We start from the raw sequence: 16,958 nt of genomic DNA on the forward strand, positions 1-16,958 counted from the left end.
CGAGCGTCCCACGAAGCACCGACAACCCGGGAACCCCGCAGACCACAGCCGCTCCGGGGGCCCCGCGGGTGCTGCCGCGCGCACGCCGACGGCCGGGCCCCCGTGCGGGAGGACCCGGCCGTCTGCGCGTACGTACACCGCGTACAGCTGTGGGATGGAGAAGGCTTAGAAGGCGGCCTCGTCGAGCTCCATCAGGGTGTTGTCGACGGTCTCGGCGAGCGCGCGGGCGACCGAGACGCCGGGCAGGACCTGGGAGGCGAAGAACTTCGCCGCCGCGATCTTGCCGGTGTAGAACGGCGCGTCCTTGGCGGAGGCGGTCGGCAGCTTCTCGGCGGCCACGGCCGCGCCCTTGAGGAGCAGGTAGCCGACGACCACGTCACCGGAGGCCATCAGCAGGCGCGTGGTGTTCTGGCCGACCTTGTAGATGTTCTTGACGTCCTCGCCGGTGGCGGTGAGGTCGACGATCATCTGGCCGACGATGGCCTCCAGGTCGACGGCGGCCTTGGCGAGCGCGTCGCGGGCCGGGGCGAGGTCCTCGCCGCCGACGGCCTCGGCCAGGAACTTCTTGATCGTCTCGGAGAGGACGTTCAGCGAAGCACCCTGGTCGCGGACGATCTTCCGGAAGAAGAAGTCCTGGCCCTGGATGGCCGTGGTGCCCTCGTAGAGGGTGTCGATCTTGGCGTCGCGGATGTACTGCTCGATCGGGTATTCCTGCAGGTAACCGGAACCGCCGAAGGTCTGCAGGGACTGCGCGAGCTGCTCGTACGACTTCTCCGAGCCGTAGCCCTTCACGATCGGCAGGAGCAGGTCGTTGAGGCCCACGAGGGAGGAGGCGTCCTCGCCCGCGGCCTGCTTGACCTGGATCTCGTCCTGGATGGAGGCGGTGTACAGGACGAGGGCGCGCATGCCCTCGGCGTACGCCTTCTGCGTCATGAGCGAGCGCCGCACGTCGGGGTGGTGCGTGATGGTGACCTTGGGGGCCGTCTTGTCCATGAAGTTCGCCAGGTCCGGGCCCTGCACGCGCTCCTTGGCGTACTCCAGCGCGTTGAGGTAGCCGGTGGAGAGCGTCGCGATGGCCTTCGTGCCGACCATCATGCGGGCGAACTCGATGATCATGAACATCTGGCGGATGCCGTCGTGCTTGTCACCGATCAGCCAGCCCTTGGCGGGGTGCTGGTCGCCGAAGGTCATCTCGCACGTGTTGGAGGCCTTGAGGCCCATCTTGTGCTCGACGTTCGTCGCGTAGACGCCGTTGCGCTCGCCCAGCTCGCCGGTCTCCCAGTCGAAGTGGAACTTCGGCACGAGGAAGAGGGACAGGCCCTTGGTGCCCGGGCCGTGGCCCTCGGGGCGCGCGAGGACGTAGTGGAGGATGTTCTCCTCCATGTCGTGCTCACCCGAGGTGATGAAGCGCTTCACGCCCTCGATGTGCCAGGAGCCGTCGGCCTGCTGGACCGCCTTGGTGCGGCCGGCGCCGACGTCCGAGCCGGCGTCCGGCTCGGTGAGGACCATGGTGGAGCCCCAGCGCTTCTCGACGGCGAGCGCGGCGATCTTCTTCTGTACCTCGTTGCCCTCTTCGAAGAGGACGCCGGCGAACGCGGGGCCGGAGGAGTACATCCAGACGGCCGGGTTCGCGCCCAGGATCGTCTCCGCGAAGGCCCAGATCAGGGAGCGGGGCGAGGTGGTGCCGCCGATCTCCTCGGGCAGGCCCAGGCGCCAGTACTCGGAGTCCATGAAGGCCTTGTAGCTCTTCTTGAAGGACGCCGGGACGGGCGCGGTGTTCGTGGTGGGGTCGAAGACCGGCGGGTTGCGGTCGGCGTCCTCGAAGGAGGCGGCCAGCTCGTTCTCGGAGAGCTTGGCGATCTCGCTGAGGATCGTCTTGGCGGTCTCGGTGTCCATCTCACCGAACGGTCCGGTGCCGTACAGCTTGTCGCGCCCGAGCACCTCGAAGAGGTTGAACTCGATGTCGCGGAGATTCGACTTGTAGTGCCCCATGGCGACGGCTCCGTTAAGGCTCGGTGAGAGTGGTTCCTCGTGCATACCAATCGGTAACGTAATGGTGCTACCCGTCGGTAATAAGGCGCAACCCCTAGTGCCGGGAGTGTGACGACTCTCTCGGAAGCTCGCACCAGACGGTCTTTCCCGCCCCCTCCCGGCGCACCCCCCAGCGCAGCGCGACGGCCGCCAGCAAGGCGAGGCCCCGGCCGGACTCCTCGGCGTCGGCCGCCTGCCGGGGTTCGGGCCACGCAAGCGGGTCGGGGTCGGTGAGCTCGACCCGCGTACGGGCTGCCCTTCCGGTGATCCGCAGCGTCACGGGCGTGCCTTCTCCCAGGTGGGCGATCACGTTGGTCAGCAGCTCGCTGACGCACAGCTCCGCGTCGGGGGCCTCCCCCAGGTGCTCGCGCACGGCGTGCCGGAGCAGCGGCACGGCCGCGGGCGCGGCGAGCAGCCGGATGGTGAGCGCGTTCACCGCTCCCCGGCCAGGGCGGCGGCCAGTCGCTGCGCGGTGGCGGGGTTGCAGTTGCCGAGGGCGATGAGGGGCGGGGAGTCGTAACGCCCGGCGTAGGAGAGGAGGTGGAGGTCGAGGGAGGGAAGGGTGATCCCGTGTCCTGCGAGTGCGGCTCGGAGGTTGTCCAGGGCGGTGGTGGCCTCGTGGTCGTGGGGGTGGTCGCTCATGGCGGGCCTTTCGCAGTGCGGACTGTGTGTGACGAACTCCTCACAGGCTGGCGTGGCTCGGCGTAGCGTGGGAAGGGTTTCGAGTCCACAGCACGAAGTGTGGAAAGTGGGGGTCGGTGGCTGCGAGCAAGGACCTGGATGGCTCGGCGAACGTGTCGGCGTTCTACGGCAAGGAGTTGCGCTGGCGGCGCGAGACGGCGGGGCTCACGCTCCAGCAGACCGTGGCGGGCAGCTTCTACGGCGCCAGCTATCTCAGCGAGATCGAGCGGGGCCAGCGGACCATGCCGACGGATCTGGCGCAGCACGTGGACCGGGTGCTGCGGACGGATGGGTTCTTCGCGCGATGCTGCGAGGACGTGCGCAAGGCGCGGAAGAGCCTGTTCGCGCCGTACTTCCAGGACGCCTTCGAGATGGAGGCGCGAGCGCGGGGCATTGAGGAGTGGAGCCCCATGCTCCTCCCTGGCCCTCTCCAACTGGAGCCGTACATCCGGGAACTCATCCTCACCTTCAACCCAACGGACGACGAGTCGGAGATCGCGAGGAAGGTCGCCCTGCGGCGCAGCCGCAGCTGGGTGTTCGAGGAGCCTGAGGGGCCGGCGTCGTGGGTCGTCCTGCACGAGTCGATCCTTCGGGATCCGATCGTCCCGGACCAGGCCATGGCGGAACAGCTGGAGCACATCGCCGCCGTCGCGCGGCGCCGTCACTACGTTCCACAGATCCTTCCGTGGAACGCCGGGGCGCACCCCTTCATGATGGGATCGACCTTGCTCATGGCGTTCGGCGATGCCCCGCCGGTCATGTACACCGAGGGCATGTACAGCGGCCAGCTCATCGACGATCCGGGCATCGTGGAGCAGTACCAGCAGGCGTACAACCGCCTCAGGGCGGCGGCGCTGCCGCCCAAGACATCCCTGAAGATGATCGAAGACGCTGCAGAGGATTTCGCAAATGGCAACCATGCACGACGACTTGAGCGCCGCCAGCTGGCGCACGAGCAGCTACACCACCGCCACGGAGGGGCTCTGCGTCGAGGTCGCTGACGGCATCCCCGGCCTCGTCCCCGTCCGGGATTCCAAGGTCCAGGACGGGCCCGTCCTCGTACTCTCCGCCACCGCATGGGCGGGCTTCGTCGACGGGCTGAAGGTCCACTGACCGGAACTCGACGCCCCGGCGGTCGGCCGTCTCGGTAGGCTTCGGCCCATGTACGGCTATGACCAGAACGTGAGCGCGGGGCAGCAGCAGTACGGGCAGCCCCAGCAGGGCTATGCGCAGCCGCAGCAGCCGCTGTACCCCGAGCCCTCGCCGCCGTCCCTCGCGGACGCGGTGCGCGCCTTCACGACCGGGTCGCTGTCGGCCGAGGACTTCCAGCAGATCTTCGCCGGCTCGAAGGTGTACTGCCCGCGCGGTGACACCCCCGGTTTCCTGGCGCTGCACAACACGCAGCAGCCGGTCATCCCGATGTTCACCACGCTCAAGGAGCTGCGCCGGTACGCCGGCAAGGAGTCCAAGTACTTCGTGATCACCGGCGCCGAGGTGATCGACCTGCTGCCCACCGGTTACGGCTTCGTCCTCGACATGGAGGGCGACCACCGGATGGTGTTCGACGCGAAGGCCGTCGAGCAGATGGTCGACTTCGCCATGCGCCGCATGTACGGCTGACGGGTCGCCGTACGGCCGGGCCCGGCGGCCCCGTGCGACCTGCCGCGCCCTGACGGCGCCGCGAGCCCGGCGCTGTCCCGACTCCGCGCCCTGACGGCGCCGCGAGCCCGGCGCTGTCCCGACTCCGCGCTCTAGGCCGCGTACGAGCCTTGCCCGCTTCCGCGCCGGCCGCGGATCCGGCGTTCCTTCCAGGCGGGCGCCGCGGGCGGGCCGATCTCTCCGGAGCGGGACGGCAGGGGGGTCCCCTGTTCGGTGGCCGGTCCGGGTGTGGGCCTGCCGTGCGGCGGTGGCCGGGTGATCCTTTCGGGCCTGCCCGAAAGGATCGCGGGGCCTGTCGGGCGGGGCGGAGTATCGGTGCTGCGGGGCAAGCACGGGGGGCCCGCTCACAGCGATCTGGGAGACAGCAATGTCACGTATGTCCATCCGCACGAAGCTCGCCGCCGTCGCGGCCACCGGGGTCATGGCACTGGGCACGGGAATCCTGGCGGCGGGGCCGGCGCAGGCGTCGCCCGCCGACTGCCCGTCGGGGTACGTGTGCATCTACGGGCAGGACGCGGGCTGGAACGGCATCATCTGGAAGGCGAACCAGGCCGGCACCTACAACCTGTCCAACATGAACGGCAACCACGTCATCTACAACAACCAGACCGGTGGCTGGAAGTTCTGGACCTGTACCGGTTACGGCGGCTCGGGCTGCTCGACCGGCTACCTGCCGGCCGGCAACTACATGGTGAAGGACCTGACGCCGATCAACTCGGTGAAGATCACACCGTGACCCGGCGGCGCTGAGCCGTCCTTCCGCGTCCGACCCAAGGATCGCGGCGGCGGCCGCGACGCTCGAACGCCGTGGCGCGGGGGATGCACGGGGGGTCCCCCGCGACCGGTTCCGACACCAGGAGGCAGCAATGAACCGTACGACTTCCACGACGCGCACGCGGCTGCGCACCAAGGCGGCCACCGTCCTGGCCGCCGTGGCTCTGGCGGTGGGCGTGGGCGCCCTCGCCGCGGCCCCGGCCGAGGCCGCCACGGCCCAGCTGTGCCGCTACGCGAACCCGTCCTGCAGCGGCTGAGTCCCAGGCGCGGCGCGGAGCCACCGGCCCCGGGGGAATTCCCCCGGGGCCTCCTCTGTTCTGTCGGGTGGCAGAAAGTTCGGGTTTCAACTAAACTCGACGCCAGAAGGAGGTTCCGACCATGCCTGCAGTGACTGTGGAGAACCCGTTGACGCTCCCCCGTGTCGCGGAGCCCGCCCAGGAGACGACCGCCCGCAAGGTGCTGGCCGTGACGACCGCCCCGGGTGGTTTCGAGGGCGAGGGGTTCCCGGTACGCCGTGCGTTCGCCGGGATCAACTACCAGTACCTCGACCCGTTCATCATGATGGACCAGATGGGCGAGGTGGAGTACGCGCCGGGCGAGCCCAAGGGCACCCCCTGGCACCCCCACCGCGGCTTCGAGACCGTCACCTACCTGATCGACGGAACCTTCGTCCACCAGGACAGCAACGGCGGCGGCGGGGTCATCAACGGCGGCGATACCCAATGGATGACAGCGGGCAGCGGCCTGCTGCACATCGAGGCCCCGCCGGAGTCCCTCGTCGTGTCCGGCGGGCTCTTCCACGGCCTCCAGCTGTGGGTGAACCTCCCCGCCTCCGACAAGATGATGCCCCCGCGGTACCAGGACATCGGCGGCGGCCAGGTCCAGCTGCTCTCCACCCCCGACGGCGGCGCCCTGCTCCGCGTCATCGCCGGTGAGCTGGACGGCCACCAGGGCCCCGGCATCACCCACACCCCGATCACGATGATCCACGCGACGGTGACCCCCGGCGCGCAGATCACCCTGCCGTGGCGCGAGGACTTCAACGCCCTGGCCTACGTCATGGCCGGGCGCGGCTCGGTCGGCGAGGACCGGCGGCCGGTCCACACCGGGCAGACCGTGGTCTTCGGCGAGGGCGGCTCGATCACCCTGCGGGCGGACGAGTCCCAGGACTCCAACGCCCCTGACCTGGAGATCGTCCTCCTCGGCGGGCAGCCGATCCGGGAGCCGATGGCGCACTACGGGCCGTTCGTCATGAACAGCAAGCACGAACTGCAGCAGGCCTTCGACGACTTCCAGGCCGGCCGGCTCGGCCGGATCCCCACCACGGCCCGCACCGGCCTCGGCCACCGCGGCACCGGCGAGGCGTCGCAGGACTGACCCGCACCCGCGGGGCTCAGCCCCCGACGGCCGGATGACCGCGCAGGCCGCTCAGTTTGTCGGGGTTGACCTGAAACCGCAGGTTGCGCAGGAGGCCGCCCTCCAGGTCGAAGGTGAGCGCGCCGACGGGCGCGCCCCCCATCAGGACCAGGGCGCCGAGCTCACCGTTGAGGACGGCCTTGGTGACGGTGGCGCCCGCCGCCTCGGCCTGGGTCATCACGCGCAGCAGCCAGCGGGCGACGTGGTCGGGGCCGTGCAGCGGGTGGTGGGAGGCGGTGACCTTGCCTCCGCCGTCCGACCACGCGGTGACCTCGGGGGCGAGCAGCTCCATGACGGCGTTCAGGTCACCGCCCGCGCAGGCGCTCATGAACCGCGCGGTGACTTCCCCGCGCCGGGCCCCGTCGGTGTCGAAGCGCGGGCGACGGTCCTGGACGTGGTGGCGCGCCCGGTGCGAGATCTGGCGGACCGTGGCCTCCGGACGGTCCAGGAAGCCGCCGATCTCCACGTGGGAGTAGCCGAACACCTCGTGCAGGACGAACACCGCGCGCTCCACGGGGGAGAGGGTCTCCAGGACGACCAGCATGGCCGTCGAGACGCTCTCGGCCATCTCGCTGCTCTCCGCGATGTCGGGCGAGGGAGCCAGCGGCTCCGGCAGCCACGGCCCGACGTACTCCTCGCGCGTGGCCCGCGCCGAGGTCAGCCGGTTCAAGGACAGGTTGGTCACCGTCCGGACCAGGTACGCCTTGGGATGGCGCACCGCCGAGCGGTCCGCCCTGTTCCAGGTCAGCCAGGCGTCCTGGACTATGTCCTCCGCGTCGGTGACGGTCCCCAGCATCCGGTAGGCGGTGGCGAACAGCAGCCGCCGGTGCTCGGTGAAGGGGTCGTGCTCCGACTCGCTCGTGATCGTCATCCGCATATCGTGCCAAACCGCGCATGCCCGTGGCCGGTTTCCGCCGTCAGCCGGCCATGGCGGCGAGCCCGTCGCCGCAGGCCGCGTACCGGGGCCTCCAGCCGAGCTCGGCCGCGGCCTTGGCGTTGGAGAGCCGCAGGCTGGTGGTGAACATCCTGTGCGCGTACGGCAGGGGCCGGGTCATCCATGCCGGAACGGTCATCGGCCGGGGGGCGCCGAAGGCGGCGGCGACCGCCGTCACGTGCGCGCCGAAGCCCGTCGGAGTGTCGTCCACGATGTTGTACGCCTGCCCCGGCCGCCCGCCCCCGACCGCCAGTGCCACCGCGCGCGCCGCGTCCCGCAGCTCGACCCACGGCAGCACCCGGCCCCGGTCGGCGACCGCGGGCAGGGCCCGCCTGCGCAGCGGCTCCACCAGCGCCTCGGTGCCGCCGGGCCCGTAGAACAGGCCGAACCGCAGCGCGACGCCCTCGATCCCCTCGGCCCCGAGCACCTGCTCCTCCTTGGACCGCATCGCGTCCACGTGCCGTTGGGACCGGGCGTCCAGGCCGGCCGGCCCGAAGACGTCCTCCTCCGTGGTCACGCGGTCCCCGAAGTCCCGGTACCCGTAGCCGAAGGCCATCGACTCGGCGATCATCCGCCGGGCTCCGAGCGCCCGGGCCGCTTCGACGAGGTGCGCGGTCCCCCCGACCCGCAGCGCGTCGGTCGCGCTCATGTCCCGGTGCCTCATCGGGGTCCTGCGGAGCGCGGTCGCGGCGTGCACGACCGTGTCGACCTCCAGGCCGTCGACGGCCCTCAGCAGGCCGTCCCGGTCCATCAGGTCCGCGACCACCTCGTTCCCGCGGCCCCGCCCCAGACCCAGGACGGTGTGGCCCGCCGCGGTGAGCTCCTCGGCGATGTGGCGCCCGAAGACCCCGCTCGCCCCTGCCAGCAGCACGCTCTTGGTGTGAGTCATGCCCATGGGACAAGTGGGCGCCGGCGAACGTGACACCCGCCGACGTGGCCCAGGACACAGCGGCGGCGCACAGGACCGGCCCTCAGCCCGCCGCGGGGGTCCGCGCGGCCCCGTACCGGGTCCGCAGCTCGGACAGCACCCCGAAGGCGGCCGCGGTCAGCGGGGAAGAAGGCGCACATCCACACGACGAAGGCCGGCACGGCCGCGACGAGGAGGACGCCGACGCACCAGGCGGCGAGTCGCCGCACGGCCTCGGGCAGCAGGGGAGTCGGCACCGCTGTATCCAAGCACGGCAGGGGCCCGCCGCCCGGGGGTCAGCCCAGCGGGTCGGATTCGGGTTTCGAGCGCTCGTGCAGGACGAACCACGTGGACTTGCCCTCGCCGCGCGGGTCGACGCCCCAGTCGTCCGCCAGCATCTCCAGCAGCAGGACGCCCCGCCCGCTGGAGGCCATCTCCCCCGGGTGCCGCTTGTGCGGCAGCTCGTCGGAGGCGTCCGCCACCTCCACCCGCAGCCGACGCGAGCCGAGCTCGCCGACCGCCTGCGCCGTCAGCACCGCGTCCCCGTCGGTGTGGACCAGTACGTTCGTCACCATCTCGGAGACCATCAGCACCGCCGAGTCGACCTGCTCCTCGTCCGCCCAGTCGTGCAGCAGCTCGCGGATCTGCCGGCGCACCCCCGCCAACTGCTCCGGCTCCGCCTGGGCCACCGTGAGCATGGTGCGCCGGGCCGGGCGCGACGGGTGCGCCAGGGAGCTCCCGCAGCCGGGGCCCGAGCCCTCGCGGCAGAGCAGGACCACGGCTATGTCGTCCTCGCGCCGGTCGGCCAGCGGCCCGGTGGTGTGGTGCGAGGACGGGCCGTGCACCGCCTGGACCAGCAGGTCGGCCAGCTCTTCGAGGTGGTGGGGCTCGAGGCTCTCGGGGTCGTGCCGCTCCGACTCCAGGATCGCCCTCAGCCGCGCCCAGCCCGTGTCGAGGTCGTGCCCGCCCGTCTCGATGAGCCCGTCGGTGCACAGCATCATCGTCTCGCCGGGTTCCAGGGTGAAACGCGTCGTCGGGTAGTCGGTGTCCGGCACGATGCCGAGCGGCAGCCCGCCCGCCGTGGGCCGCATCAGGACCGTGCCGTCCGTCATCCGGATGGCCGGGTCGGGGTGCCCGGCGCGGGCCACCTCCAGCAGCCCGGTCTGCGGGTCGCACTCCACGTACAGGCAGGTCGCGAAGCGCGGGCTCTGGAACTCGTCCTCCTGCGCGTCCGCGTCCTTGTCCTGCGCCGAGCACAGCCCGGCCAGGAAGCGGGAGGCGCGGGAGAGCACCGCGTCCGGCCGGTGGCCCTCCGAGGCGTACGCGCGCACCGCGATCCGCAGCTGGCCCATGAGCCCGGCGGCCCGGACGTCGTGGCCCTGGACATCGCCGATGACCAGCGCGAACCGTCCCGACGGCAGCGGGATCATGTCGTACCAGTCGCCGCCGACCTGGAGCCCGCCGCCGGTCGGTACGTAGCGGGCGGCGATCGTCATGCCCGGGATCTCCGGGCCGAGCTGGGGCATCATCGACCGTTGCAGGCCGGTGGTGAGTTCCCGCTCGGATTCGGCCACTCCGGCGCGCTGGAGGGCCTGCGCGAGCATCCGGGCCACGGTCGTCAGGACGGACCGCTCGTCGGGGGAGAAGGACACCGGGTGTTTGAACGCGGCCATCCAGGCGCCCATGGTCCGCCCGGCGACCACCAGCGGCAGGAAGGCCCAGGAGATCCGGCCGAAGCCCTGGGCGAGCGGCCAGGTGGCCGGGAAGCGCCGCTTGTAGTCCTCGGGACTGGGCAGGTAGATCGCCCGCCCGGTACGGACGACCTCCGCGGCCGGGTAGTCGGTGTCCAGCGGCATGTCCGCGAAGGGGCCCTCGTCCTCGGGGTCGTGCCCGTGGTGCCCGATGACCGACAGCCGGCTGCCGGCCACGCCGAAGACGGCCAGCCCGTCGGGGATGAAGCCGGGCATGGACAGCGAGGCCGCGACCCGCAGCACCTCGGAGGTGGAGCGGGCCTCGGCCAGCGCCCGCCCGGCGTCGAGCAGGAACGCCTCGCGCGAGCGGCGCCAGTCGCCGGTGATCGGGGTGTGGACGGCCGTGGTGCCGGGCTGTGCCTCCGCGATCTCCTGGAGGGTGCCGATCAGCTCGTAGTCGACGCTGCCGTCCGGACCGCGGTTCTCCACCGGCTTGGAGCGGCTCCGTACGGTGCGCAGCACCCGCCCGTCCTCGTCCATGATCCGCAGCCGGGCCTCGGCGAGGGTGCCCTCGGCGACCGCCAGGTTCACGATGCCGTTGATCTCGTTCCAGTCCACCGGGTGGAAGCGGGAGCGCACGGCGACCTCGGGCAGGGCGACGGGTTCGGCGGGCAGCCCGAGCAGCCGGGCGGCCTCGCTGTCGAGCGTCACCGTCCCGGAGGCGTTGTCCCATCGCCACAATCCGGTCGCGATGGCGGCCAGGACGTCCTCTGTGCGCACCCGGTCATCTTTACAGGTCATACGCCTGACGTGCCTGTTCAGTACTCCCGGTGGGGCGCCCCCGCGGGCACGCCCGCACGGGCTCGCGCCCCGGACGGTAACCTTGTGACGGTTGAATCCACCCTGGTATCACGTAGAACTGGATGACTGATGCATCGGTACAGGTCCCACACGTGCGGCGAGCTTCGTGCCTCCGACGTCGCCTCCGACGTCCGGCTGAGCGGCTGGCTGCACAATCGTCGAGACCTGGGCGGCATCCTCTTCATCGATCTGCGCGACCACTACGGCATCACGCAGCTCGTCGCCCGTCCCGGCACCGCCGCCAACGAGGCCCTCAGCAGCGTCACCAAGGAGACCGTCGTCCGCATCGACGGCAAGGTCGTCTCCCGCGGCACCGACAACGTGAACCCCGAGCTCGCCACCGGCGAGATCGAGGTCGAGGTCACCGCGGTCGAGGTGCTCGGCGCGTCCGCCCCGCTGCCCTTCACCATCAACACCGACGACGGGGTGAACGAGGAGCGGCGCCTGGAGTACCGCTTCCTCGACCTGCGCCGCGAGCGCATGCACCGCAACATCATGCTGCGCTCGGCCGTCATCGCCTCCATCCGCTCCAAGATGGTGGCCCTCGGCTTCAACGAGATGGCGACCCCGATCCTCACCGCGACCTCCCCCGAGGGCGCCCGCGACTTCGTCGTGCCGTCCCGCCTGAACCCGGGCAAGTTCTACGCGCTCCCGCAGGCGCCGCAGCAGTTCAAGCAGCTGCTGATGATCTCCGGCTTCGACCGGTACTTCCAGATCGCACCCTGCTTCCGCGACGAGGACGCCCGCGCCGACCGTTCGCCGGGCGAGTTCTACCAGCTCGACGTCGAGATGTCCTTCGTCGAGCAGGAGGACGTCTTCCAGCCCATCGAGCGGCTGATGACGGAGATCTTCACCGAGTTCGGCAAGGGCCGCGCGGTCACCTCCCCCTTCCCGCGGATCCCCTTCCGCGAGTCGATGCTGAAGTACGGCAACGACAAGCCCGACCTGCGCGCCAAGCTGGAACTCGTCGACATCACCGACGTGTTCGAGGGCTCGGAGTTCAAGGCGTTCGCCGGCAAGCACGTGCGCGCCCTGGCCGTCCCGGACACCGCCGCGCAGCCGCGCAAGTTCTTCGACGGCCTCGGCGAGTACGCGATCTCGCTGGGCGCCAAGGGCCTGGCCTGGGTCCGCGTGGGCGAGGACGGCGCGTTGACCGGCCCGATCGCCAAGTTCCTCACCGAGGAGAACGTCAAGGTCCTCACCGAGCGCCTGGGCCTGGCCGCCGGCCACGCCGTGTTCTTCGGCGCGGGCGAGTTCGACGAGGTCTCCAAGATCATGGCGGGCGTCCGCGTCGAGGCCGCCAAGCGCGCCGGCCAGTTCGAGGAGGACGTCTTCCGCTTCTGCTGGATCGTCGACTTCCCGATGTACGAGAAGGACGAGGAGACCGGCAAGATCGACTTCTCCCACAACCCGTTCTCCATGCCGCAGGGCGGCATGAAGGACCTGGAGGAGAAGGACCCGCTCGACATCCTGGCGTGGCAGTACGACATCGTCTGCAACGGCATCGAGCTGTCCTCCGGCGCCATCCGCAACCACGAGCCCGAGGTCATGCTGAAGGCCTTCGAGATCGCCGGTTACGAGGCCGAGACCGTCGAGCGCGAATTCGCGGGCATGCTCCGCGCCTTCCGCCTCGGCGCCCCGCCGCACGGTGGCATCGCCCCCGGCGTCGACCGCATCGTCATGCTGCTCGCCGACGAGCCGAACATCCGCGAGACCATCGCCTTCCCGCTGAACGGCAACGCCCAGGACCTGATGATGGGCGCGCCCACCGTCCTGGAGGAGTCCCGCCTGCGCGAGCTGAACATCGCCCTGCGCAAGCCGGTGGAGACCAAGGCGGCCGACGCCAAGCCGGTCACCGAGGCCGTCCACCCGGACGCCGCGCGCTGAGCGTAGGAGCCCAAGCGGAAGGGCCCGGGATCTTCGGATCCCGGGCCCTTCCGTCGTTCCGCAGCGCTGTCCCGCCCGGTCAGAACCGTTCGAGGATGCCCTTGAGGAGGGCGGCGGAGGTCAGTTCGGCCGGCGCGGGGCCGGCGTGGAAGAAGCCGGCGTTCTCGGCGTCCAGCTTGCGCAGGAAGTCGAACGCCTTGGCGTCGGTGTCGCCGAAGGCGACGAACTGCCAGTGGATGTCGTGGGCGGCCGCGTCGGCGAGCGCCTGGCGGGCGGGCTGACGGTTGTCGGGCGCGCCGTCCGTCTGGAACACGACGAGGGCGCGGCCCTCGCCGCCGTCCTTCTGGTACCGCTCGACGATCTGCTCGACGGCGCGGTGGTAGCTCGTCCGCCCCATGTGCCCGAGCTCGGCGTGCCGGGCCCCGACCCAGGCCTCGTCGTGGCCCTCGAGGGAGAGGTCGGCGGTGCCGTCCACGTCCGTGGAGAAGAAGACCGTGTGCACGGTCGCGTTCTCGTCGAGGTGGGCGGCGAGGGCGAGCGCGTGGTCGGCGAGGTACTGGGCGCTGCCGTCCTTGTAGAACGGCCGCATCGAGCCCGAGCGGTCGAGGACCAGGTACACCGTGGCCCGCGCCCCGGCCTTGTCCTTGGCCCGCAGCACCTGGCCGGCGGCCTTGTACGCGGCGGCGAGGGCGGGCGCGTGCCGCTTGACGGCGGCGAGCGTGTGCGCGGGGCCTTCTGCGGCCCCGGCTTCCTCCCGCGCCGGCGGCACGGTGACCTCGGCGGCCGGGGTTTCCTCCACCTCGGCAGCGACGACCTCGGCTTCTGCCGGCGCGGCCTCCTCGACGGGGGCTTCGGCCTCGGCGGCGGGGGCGGCCTCCTCGACCTGGGCTTCGGCCTCGGGCAGGGTTTCCGCCTCCGGCGTGGGCGCGTCGGCCTCGGCCGGTGCGGCCTCCTCGACGGGGGCTTCGGCCTCGGCGGCGGGGGCGGCCTCCTCGACCTGGGCTTCGGCCTCGGGCAGGGTTTCCGCCTCTGCCTCGGGAGCGGCGGCCTCGGGCAGGGTGTCCGCCTCCGGCGTGGGCGCGTCGGCCTCGGCCGCGGGCGGCTCCGGGGTCGCCTCGGCGGCGGCCGCGACGGGCTGGGCCTCCGGGGTGGCCGCTTCGGCCTGCTGGGCCGCCGGCGCGGCGGCGGCTTCGGCCTCGTCGGCTTCGGCCGCGAGCGGCTCCGGGGTCGCCTCGGCGGCGGCCGCGACGGGCTGGGCCTCCGGGGTGGCCGCTTCGGCCTGCTGGGCCGCCGGCGCGGCGGCGGCCGGTACGTCCGTACCGGCCTCGTCCGACGGCTTCGGGGCCGCCGGAGCCGGGGGAGTGCCCCCGGACGGGGACCGGCGCGCCTCCGGGACCGTGGGGTCCTGAGCGTGGGCCGGGGCGGGGGCCGTGAGGACGGTGCCCGGTTCGCGGTCGCGCGGTGCGGACTGCGGCGGGACCGTGGGGTTGTCGAAGGACGCCGCGACCAGTTCGGCCGCCGCGTCCAGTGGGGTGCGTTCGGTCTGGCTCGGAAGGGCCGCCGAAGGGGCGTCGGTAGTGTCCGGAAGCGGCTCCGAAGTCCGTCCGAATACCTTGCGCAACAAGCTCCGAATACCCATGGGCCAGGCCTTTCGCATGAGTGCGTGCGTCATTTGTCCGTGCTGCGCGGTTGATCCCTGCCCAGAGTGGACACGTAAGGTTATCGGCCCCTTGGCTGGAACTTCGGCAGGGTCGCCTTTCGTGGCGCCCATTGCCCGGAAACATCGACTCCGAATCCGAACTACCGCTCCGACGTGCCGGATTCACCGTGTGTTCATCCTTCCGCCGCCGCCCCGGCGCAACCCGCGCCTAGCGTCACCGACGGATTGTTCCGACACGTTGTCGGGGACCGTGCATCAACGGAGGACACTCGTGCGCAAGCTCCTGCCCCTCATCGGCAACTCGCATGGGGGCGGCCGTTCCGCCCTCACCTGCCGCTACCGCTGCGGCGACGCATGCTTCCACGAGGTGCCGAACACCAGCGACAACGAGTACGCCGGCGACGTCATAGCCCGCGCCTACTCGCGCCGCTCGATGCTCCGCTCGGCCGCCGTCGTCACGGTCGCCTCGGCCGCCGGTACCGCCCTCACCCTGAGCGGCAACGGCTCCTCCGCCACCGCGGACCCCGTCGCCGACACCCAGCGCGCCGGCGGCGCCGGCGCGAACGGCGACGGTGCCCGCGGCCTGCGCTTCAAGGCCGTCGCCCCGAACACCGACGACCGGGTCACGATCCCCGAGGGCCACGAGCAGAACGTGGTCATCCGCTGGGGCGACCCGATCGTCAAGGGCGCGCCCGCCTTCAACCCCGACCGGCAGACCGCCGCCGCACAGGCCGGTCAGTTCGGCTACAACAACGACTTCCTGAGCCTGCTCCCGCTCGGCGGCGACTACGAGCGCCAGCAGCTGCTCGTGGCCAACCACGAGTACACGGACGAGAACCTCATGTTCAAGGGGTACGACCCGGCCAACCCGACCCGCGAGCAGGTCGAGATCGCCTGGGCCGCGCACGGCCTGTCCGTGGTCGTCGTCCAGGAGGACCACCGCAGCGGCAAGCTGACCGCCGTCAGCCGCCACCGGCTCAACCGCCGCCTGACGGCCACCAGCGAGTTCCGGCTGACCGGCCCGGCCGCGGGCTCCGACCTGGTCAGGACGTCGGTCGACGCGGGCGGCACCAAGGTGCTCGGCACCCTCAACAACTGCGCCGGCGGCACCACCCCGTGGGGCACGACCCTCCACGGCGAGGAGAACTTCAACCAGTACTTCGCCAACGCCGGCCAGGTCACCGACCCCGCCCAGGCCGCCCGCCTGAAGCGCTACGGCGTGACCTCCGGTGCCACCGAGCGCAAGTGGGAGCGGTTCGACAAGCGCTTCGACGTCGCGCAGGAGCCCAACGAGCCGCACCGCTTCGGCTGGGTCGTCGAACTGGATCCGCACGACCCGAACTCCGTCCCGCGCAAGCGCACAGCGCTCGGCCGCTTCAAGCACGAGGCCGCGCAGCCCCGCCTGACCGAGGACGGCCGTCCGGTCGTCTACATGGGCGACGACGAGCGCTTCGACTACTTCTACAAGTTCGTCTCCTCGAAGCAGATGAAGAAGGGTGACTCGCGCGCGGCGAAGCAGCACAACCTCACCCTGCTCGACGAGGGCACCCTCTACGTCGCCAAGCTCACCGGCGACTCCCCGGCCGACGGGGTCGACGGCTCGGGCAAGCTGCCCGCCGACGGCGAGTTCGACGGTTCCGGTGTGTGGATCAAGATCCTCACCTCGTCCCCCTCCGGCAACGTCTCGCACGTCGAGGGCATGAGCGCCGAAGAGGTGGCCGTCTTCACGCGCCTGGCCGGCGACAAGGTCGGCGCCACCAAGATGGACCGTCCCGAGGACGTCGAGCCGTCCCCGCGCACCGGCCGCGTCTACATCGCGCTGACCAACAACACCGACCGCGGCAAGGCCGGCAAGGCCGGGGCGGACGAGGCCAACCCGCGGAACCTCAACAAGCACGGCCAGATCCTGGAGCTCGCCGAGAACTTCGACGATCCGGCCGGCGACGGCTTCGCCTGGCGGCTCTTCCTCGTCGCGGGCGACCCGAACGACCCGGCGACCTACTTCGCGGGCTTCCCGAAGGACAAGGTCAGCCCGATCTCCTGCCCGGACAACGTGGCGTTCGACCCGCACGGCAACCTGTGGATCTCCACGGACGGCAACCAGCTCGGCTCGCACGACGGCCTGTTCGGCGTCGCGACCGCCGGCGAGCGCCGCGGTGAGCTGAAGCAGTTCCTGACCGTCCCGCGCGGTGCCGAGACCTGCGGCCCGCTCATCCAGGACAAGCGTGTCCTGGTGGCCGTGCAGCACCCGGGCGAGATCGACGGCGCGTCCGTCGAGAAGCCGCAGTCCGTGTGGCCCGACGGTCCCGGCAAGATCGTCCGTCCGTCGGTCGTCTCGGTCTGGCGCAAGGACGGCAAGAACATCGGCGTCTGATCCGCGCCGGTCGACGGATGAGTCGAACGGCCGTCGGGACCGCTGTCCACAGCCTGTGTACAGAGCGGGGCCATCGGGGGACG

At 71.2% G+C, this 16,958-nt stretch carries 15 protein-coding genes; 8 read left to right on the forward strand and 7 right to left on the reverse strand.

Annotated elements, in window-relative coordinates; translation table 11 throughout:
• Window positions 1–165: 165 nt before the first annotated feature.
• The 3 genes from ACFWBY_RS25355 to ACFWBY_RS25365 form a co-directional block, all read right to left on the reverse strand.
• Entirely contained in the window at window positions 166–1,992 is a 1,827-nt protein-coding gene (locus tag ACFWBY_RS25355) for an acyl-CoA dehydrogenase (protein WP_385337654.1), read from the reverse strand.
• A 94-nt stretch (window positions 1,993–2,086) separates the two neighbouring features.
• Window positions 2,087–2,467 carry an ATP-binding protein gene (locus ACFWBY_RS25360; RefSeq protein ID WP_385337561.1) on the reverse strand — a complete coding sequence of 127 codons (381 nt, stop codon included), beginning with the start codon at window positions 2,465–2,467 and terminating at the stop codon, window positions 2,087–2,089.
• Window positions 2,464–2,673: a hypothetical protein gene (locus ACFWBY_RS25365; RefSeq protein WP_385337559.1), complete on the reverse strand. Its 210-nt coding sequence runs from the start codon at window positions 2,671–2,673 to the stop codon at window positions 2,464–2,466. The genes ACFWBY_RS25360 and ACFWBY_RS25365 overlap by 4 nt, the downstream gene beginning before the upstream one ends.
• Before the next feature lie 116 nt (window positions 2,674–2,789).
• On the opposite strand from ACFWBY_RS25365, the gene ACFWBY_RS25370 reads away from it, so the two are divergent.
• The 6 genes from ACFWBY_RS25370 (at window position 2,790) to ACFWBY_RS25395 (ending at window position 6,522) form a co-directional block, all read left to right on the forward strand.
• Window positions 2,790–3,713, forward strand: a complete 924-nt coding sequence (locus ACFWBY_RS25370) for a helix-turn-helix domain-containing protein (protein WP_385337556.1) — start codon at window positions 2,790–2,792, stop codon at window positions 3,711–3,713.
• A complete protein-coding gene (locus ACFWBY_RS25375) occupies window positions 3,631–3,825 on the forward strand; it encodes a DUF397 domain-containing protein (protein WP_385409712.1) in 195 nt (64 codons plus the stop codon). The genes ACFWBY_RS25370 and ACFWBY_RS25375 overlap by 83 nt, the downstream gene beginning before the upstream one ends.
• A 48-nt stretch (window positions 3,826–3,873) precedes the next feature.
• Entirely contained in the window at window positions 3,874–4,332 is a 459-nt protein-coding gene (locus ACFWBY_RS25380) for an SseB family protein (protein ID WP_385337551.1), read from the forward strand.
• Between the two features lie 406 nt (window positions 4,333–4,738).
• Window positions 4,739–5,107, forward strand: a complete 369-nt coding sequence (locus ACFWBY_RS25385) for a peptidase inhibitor family I36 protein (RefSeq protein WP_385337548.1) — start codon at window positions 4,739–4,741, stop codon at window positions 5,105–5,107.
• Window positions 5,108–5,237: 130 nt separating this feature from the next.
• Window positions 5,238–5,402 carry a hypothetical protein gene (locus tag ACFWBY_RS25390; protein ID WP_385337545.1) on the forward strand — a complete coding sequence of 55 codons (165 nt, stop codon included), beginning with the start codon at window positions 5,238–5,240 and terminating at the stop codon, window positions 5,400–5,402.
• 121 nt (window positions 5,403–5,523) lie between these two features.
• Window positions 5,524–6,522, forward strand: coding sequence for a pirin family protein (locus tag ACFWBY_RS25395; protein WP_385337542.1), 999 nt, complete (start codon window positions 5,524–5,526; stop codon window positions 6,520–6,522).
• Between the two features lie 16 nt (window positions 6,523–6,538).
• Here the strand turns inward: ACFWBY_RS25395 and ACFWBY_RS25400 are convergent, their stop codons facing one another.
• The 3 genes from ACFWBY_RS25400 to ACFWBY_RS25410 all read right to left on the reverse strand — a co-directional run bounded on the left by ACFWBY_RS25400 (window position 6,539) and on the right by ACFWBY_RS25410 (window position 10,873).
• Window positions 6,539–7,432, reverse strand: coding sequence for an RNA polymerase sigma-70 factor (locus ACFWBY_RS25400; protein ID WP_385337539.1), 894 nt, complete (start codon window positions 7,430–7,432; stop codon window positions 6,539–6,541).
• Window positions 7,433–7,478: 46 nt separating this feature from the next.
• The gene (locus tag ACFWBY_RS25405) at window positions 7,479–8,384 is read right to left on the reverse strand and encodes an NAD-dependent epimerase/dehydratase family protein (protein WP_385409706.1); all 906 of its coding nucleotides are present in this window, start codon (window positions 8,382–8,384) and stop codon (window positions 7,479–7,481) included.
• A 314-nt stretch (window positions 8,385–8,698) separates the two neighbouring features.
• The gene (locus ACFWBY_RS25410; RefSeq protein WP_385337533.1) at window positions 8,699–10,873 is read right to left on the reverse strand and encodes a SpoIIE family protein phosphatase; all 2,175 of its coding nucleotides are present in this window, start codon (window positions 10,871–10,873) and stop codon (window positions 8,699–8,701) included.
• Window positions 10,874–11,023: 150 nt separating this feature from the next.
• On the opposite strand from ACFWBY_RS25410, the gene aspS reads away from it, so the two are divergent.
• Window positions 11,024–12,841, forward strand: a complete 1,818-nt coding sequence (gene aspS / locus ACFWBY_RS25415) for an aspartate--tRNA ligase (protein ID WP_385337530.1) — start codon at window positions 11,024–11,026, stop codon at window positions 12,839–12,841.
• Between the two features lie 79 nt (window positions 12,842–12,920).
• Here the strand turns inward: aspS and ACFWBY_RS25420 are convergent, their stop codons facing one another.
• Window positions 12,921–14,462 carry a VWA domain-containing protein gene (locus ACFWBY_RS25420; RefSeq protein WP_385409707.1) on the reverse strand — a complete coding sequence of 514 codons (1,542 nt, stop codon included), beginning with the start codon at window positions 14,460–14,462 and terminating at the stop codon, window positions 12,921–12,923.
• 310 nt (window positions 14,463–14,772) lie between these two features.
• Here ACFWBY_RS25420 and ACFWBY_RS25425 point away from each other — a divergent pair, with 310 nt between their 5' ends.
• On the forward strand, window positions 14,773–16,875 hold the full coding sequence (locus ACFWBY_RS25425; protein WP_385337524.1) for a PhoX family protein: 2,103 nt from the start codon (window positions 14,773–14,775) through the stop codon (window positions 16,873–16,875).
• Window positions 16,876–16,958: the final 83 nt, after the last annotated feature.

It is taken from the genome of Streptomyces sp. NPDC060049, from assembly GCF_042736715.1.
Classification (GTDB): domain Bacteria; phylum Actinomycetota; class Actinomycetes; order Streptomycetales; family Streptomycetaceae; genus Streptomyces.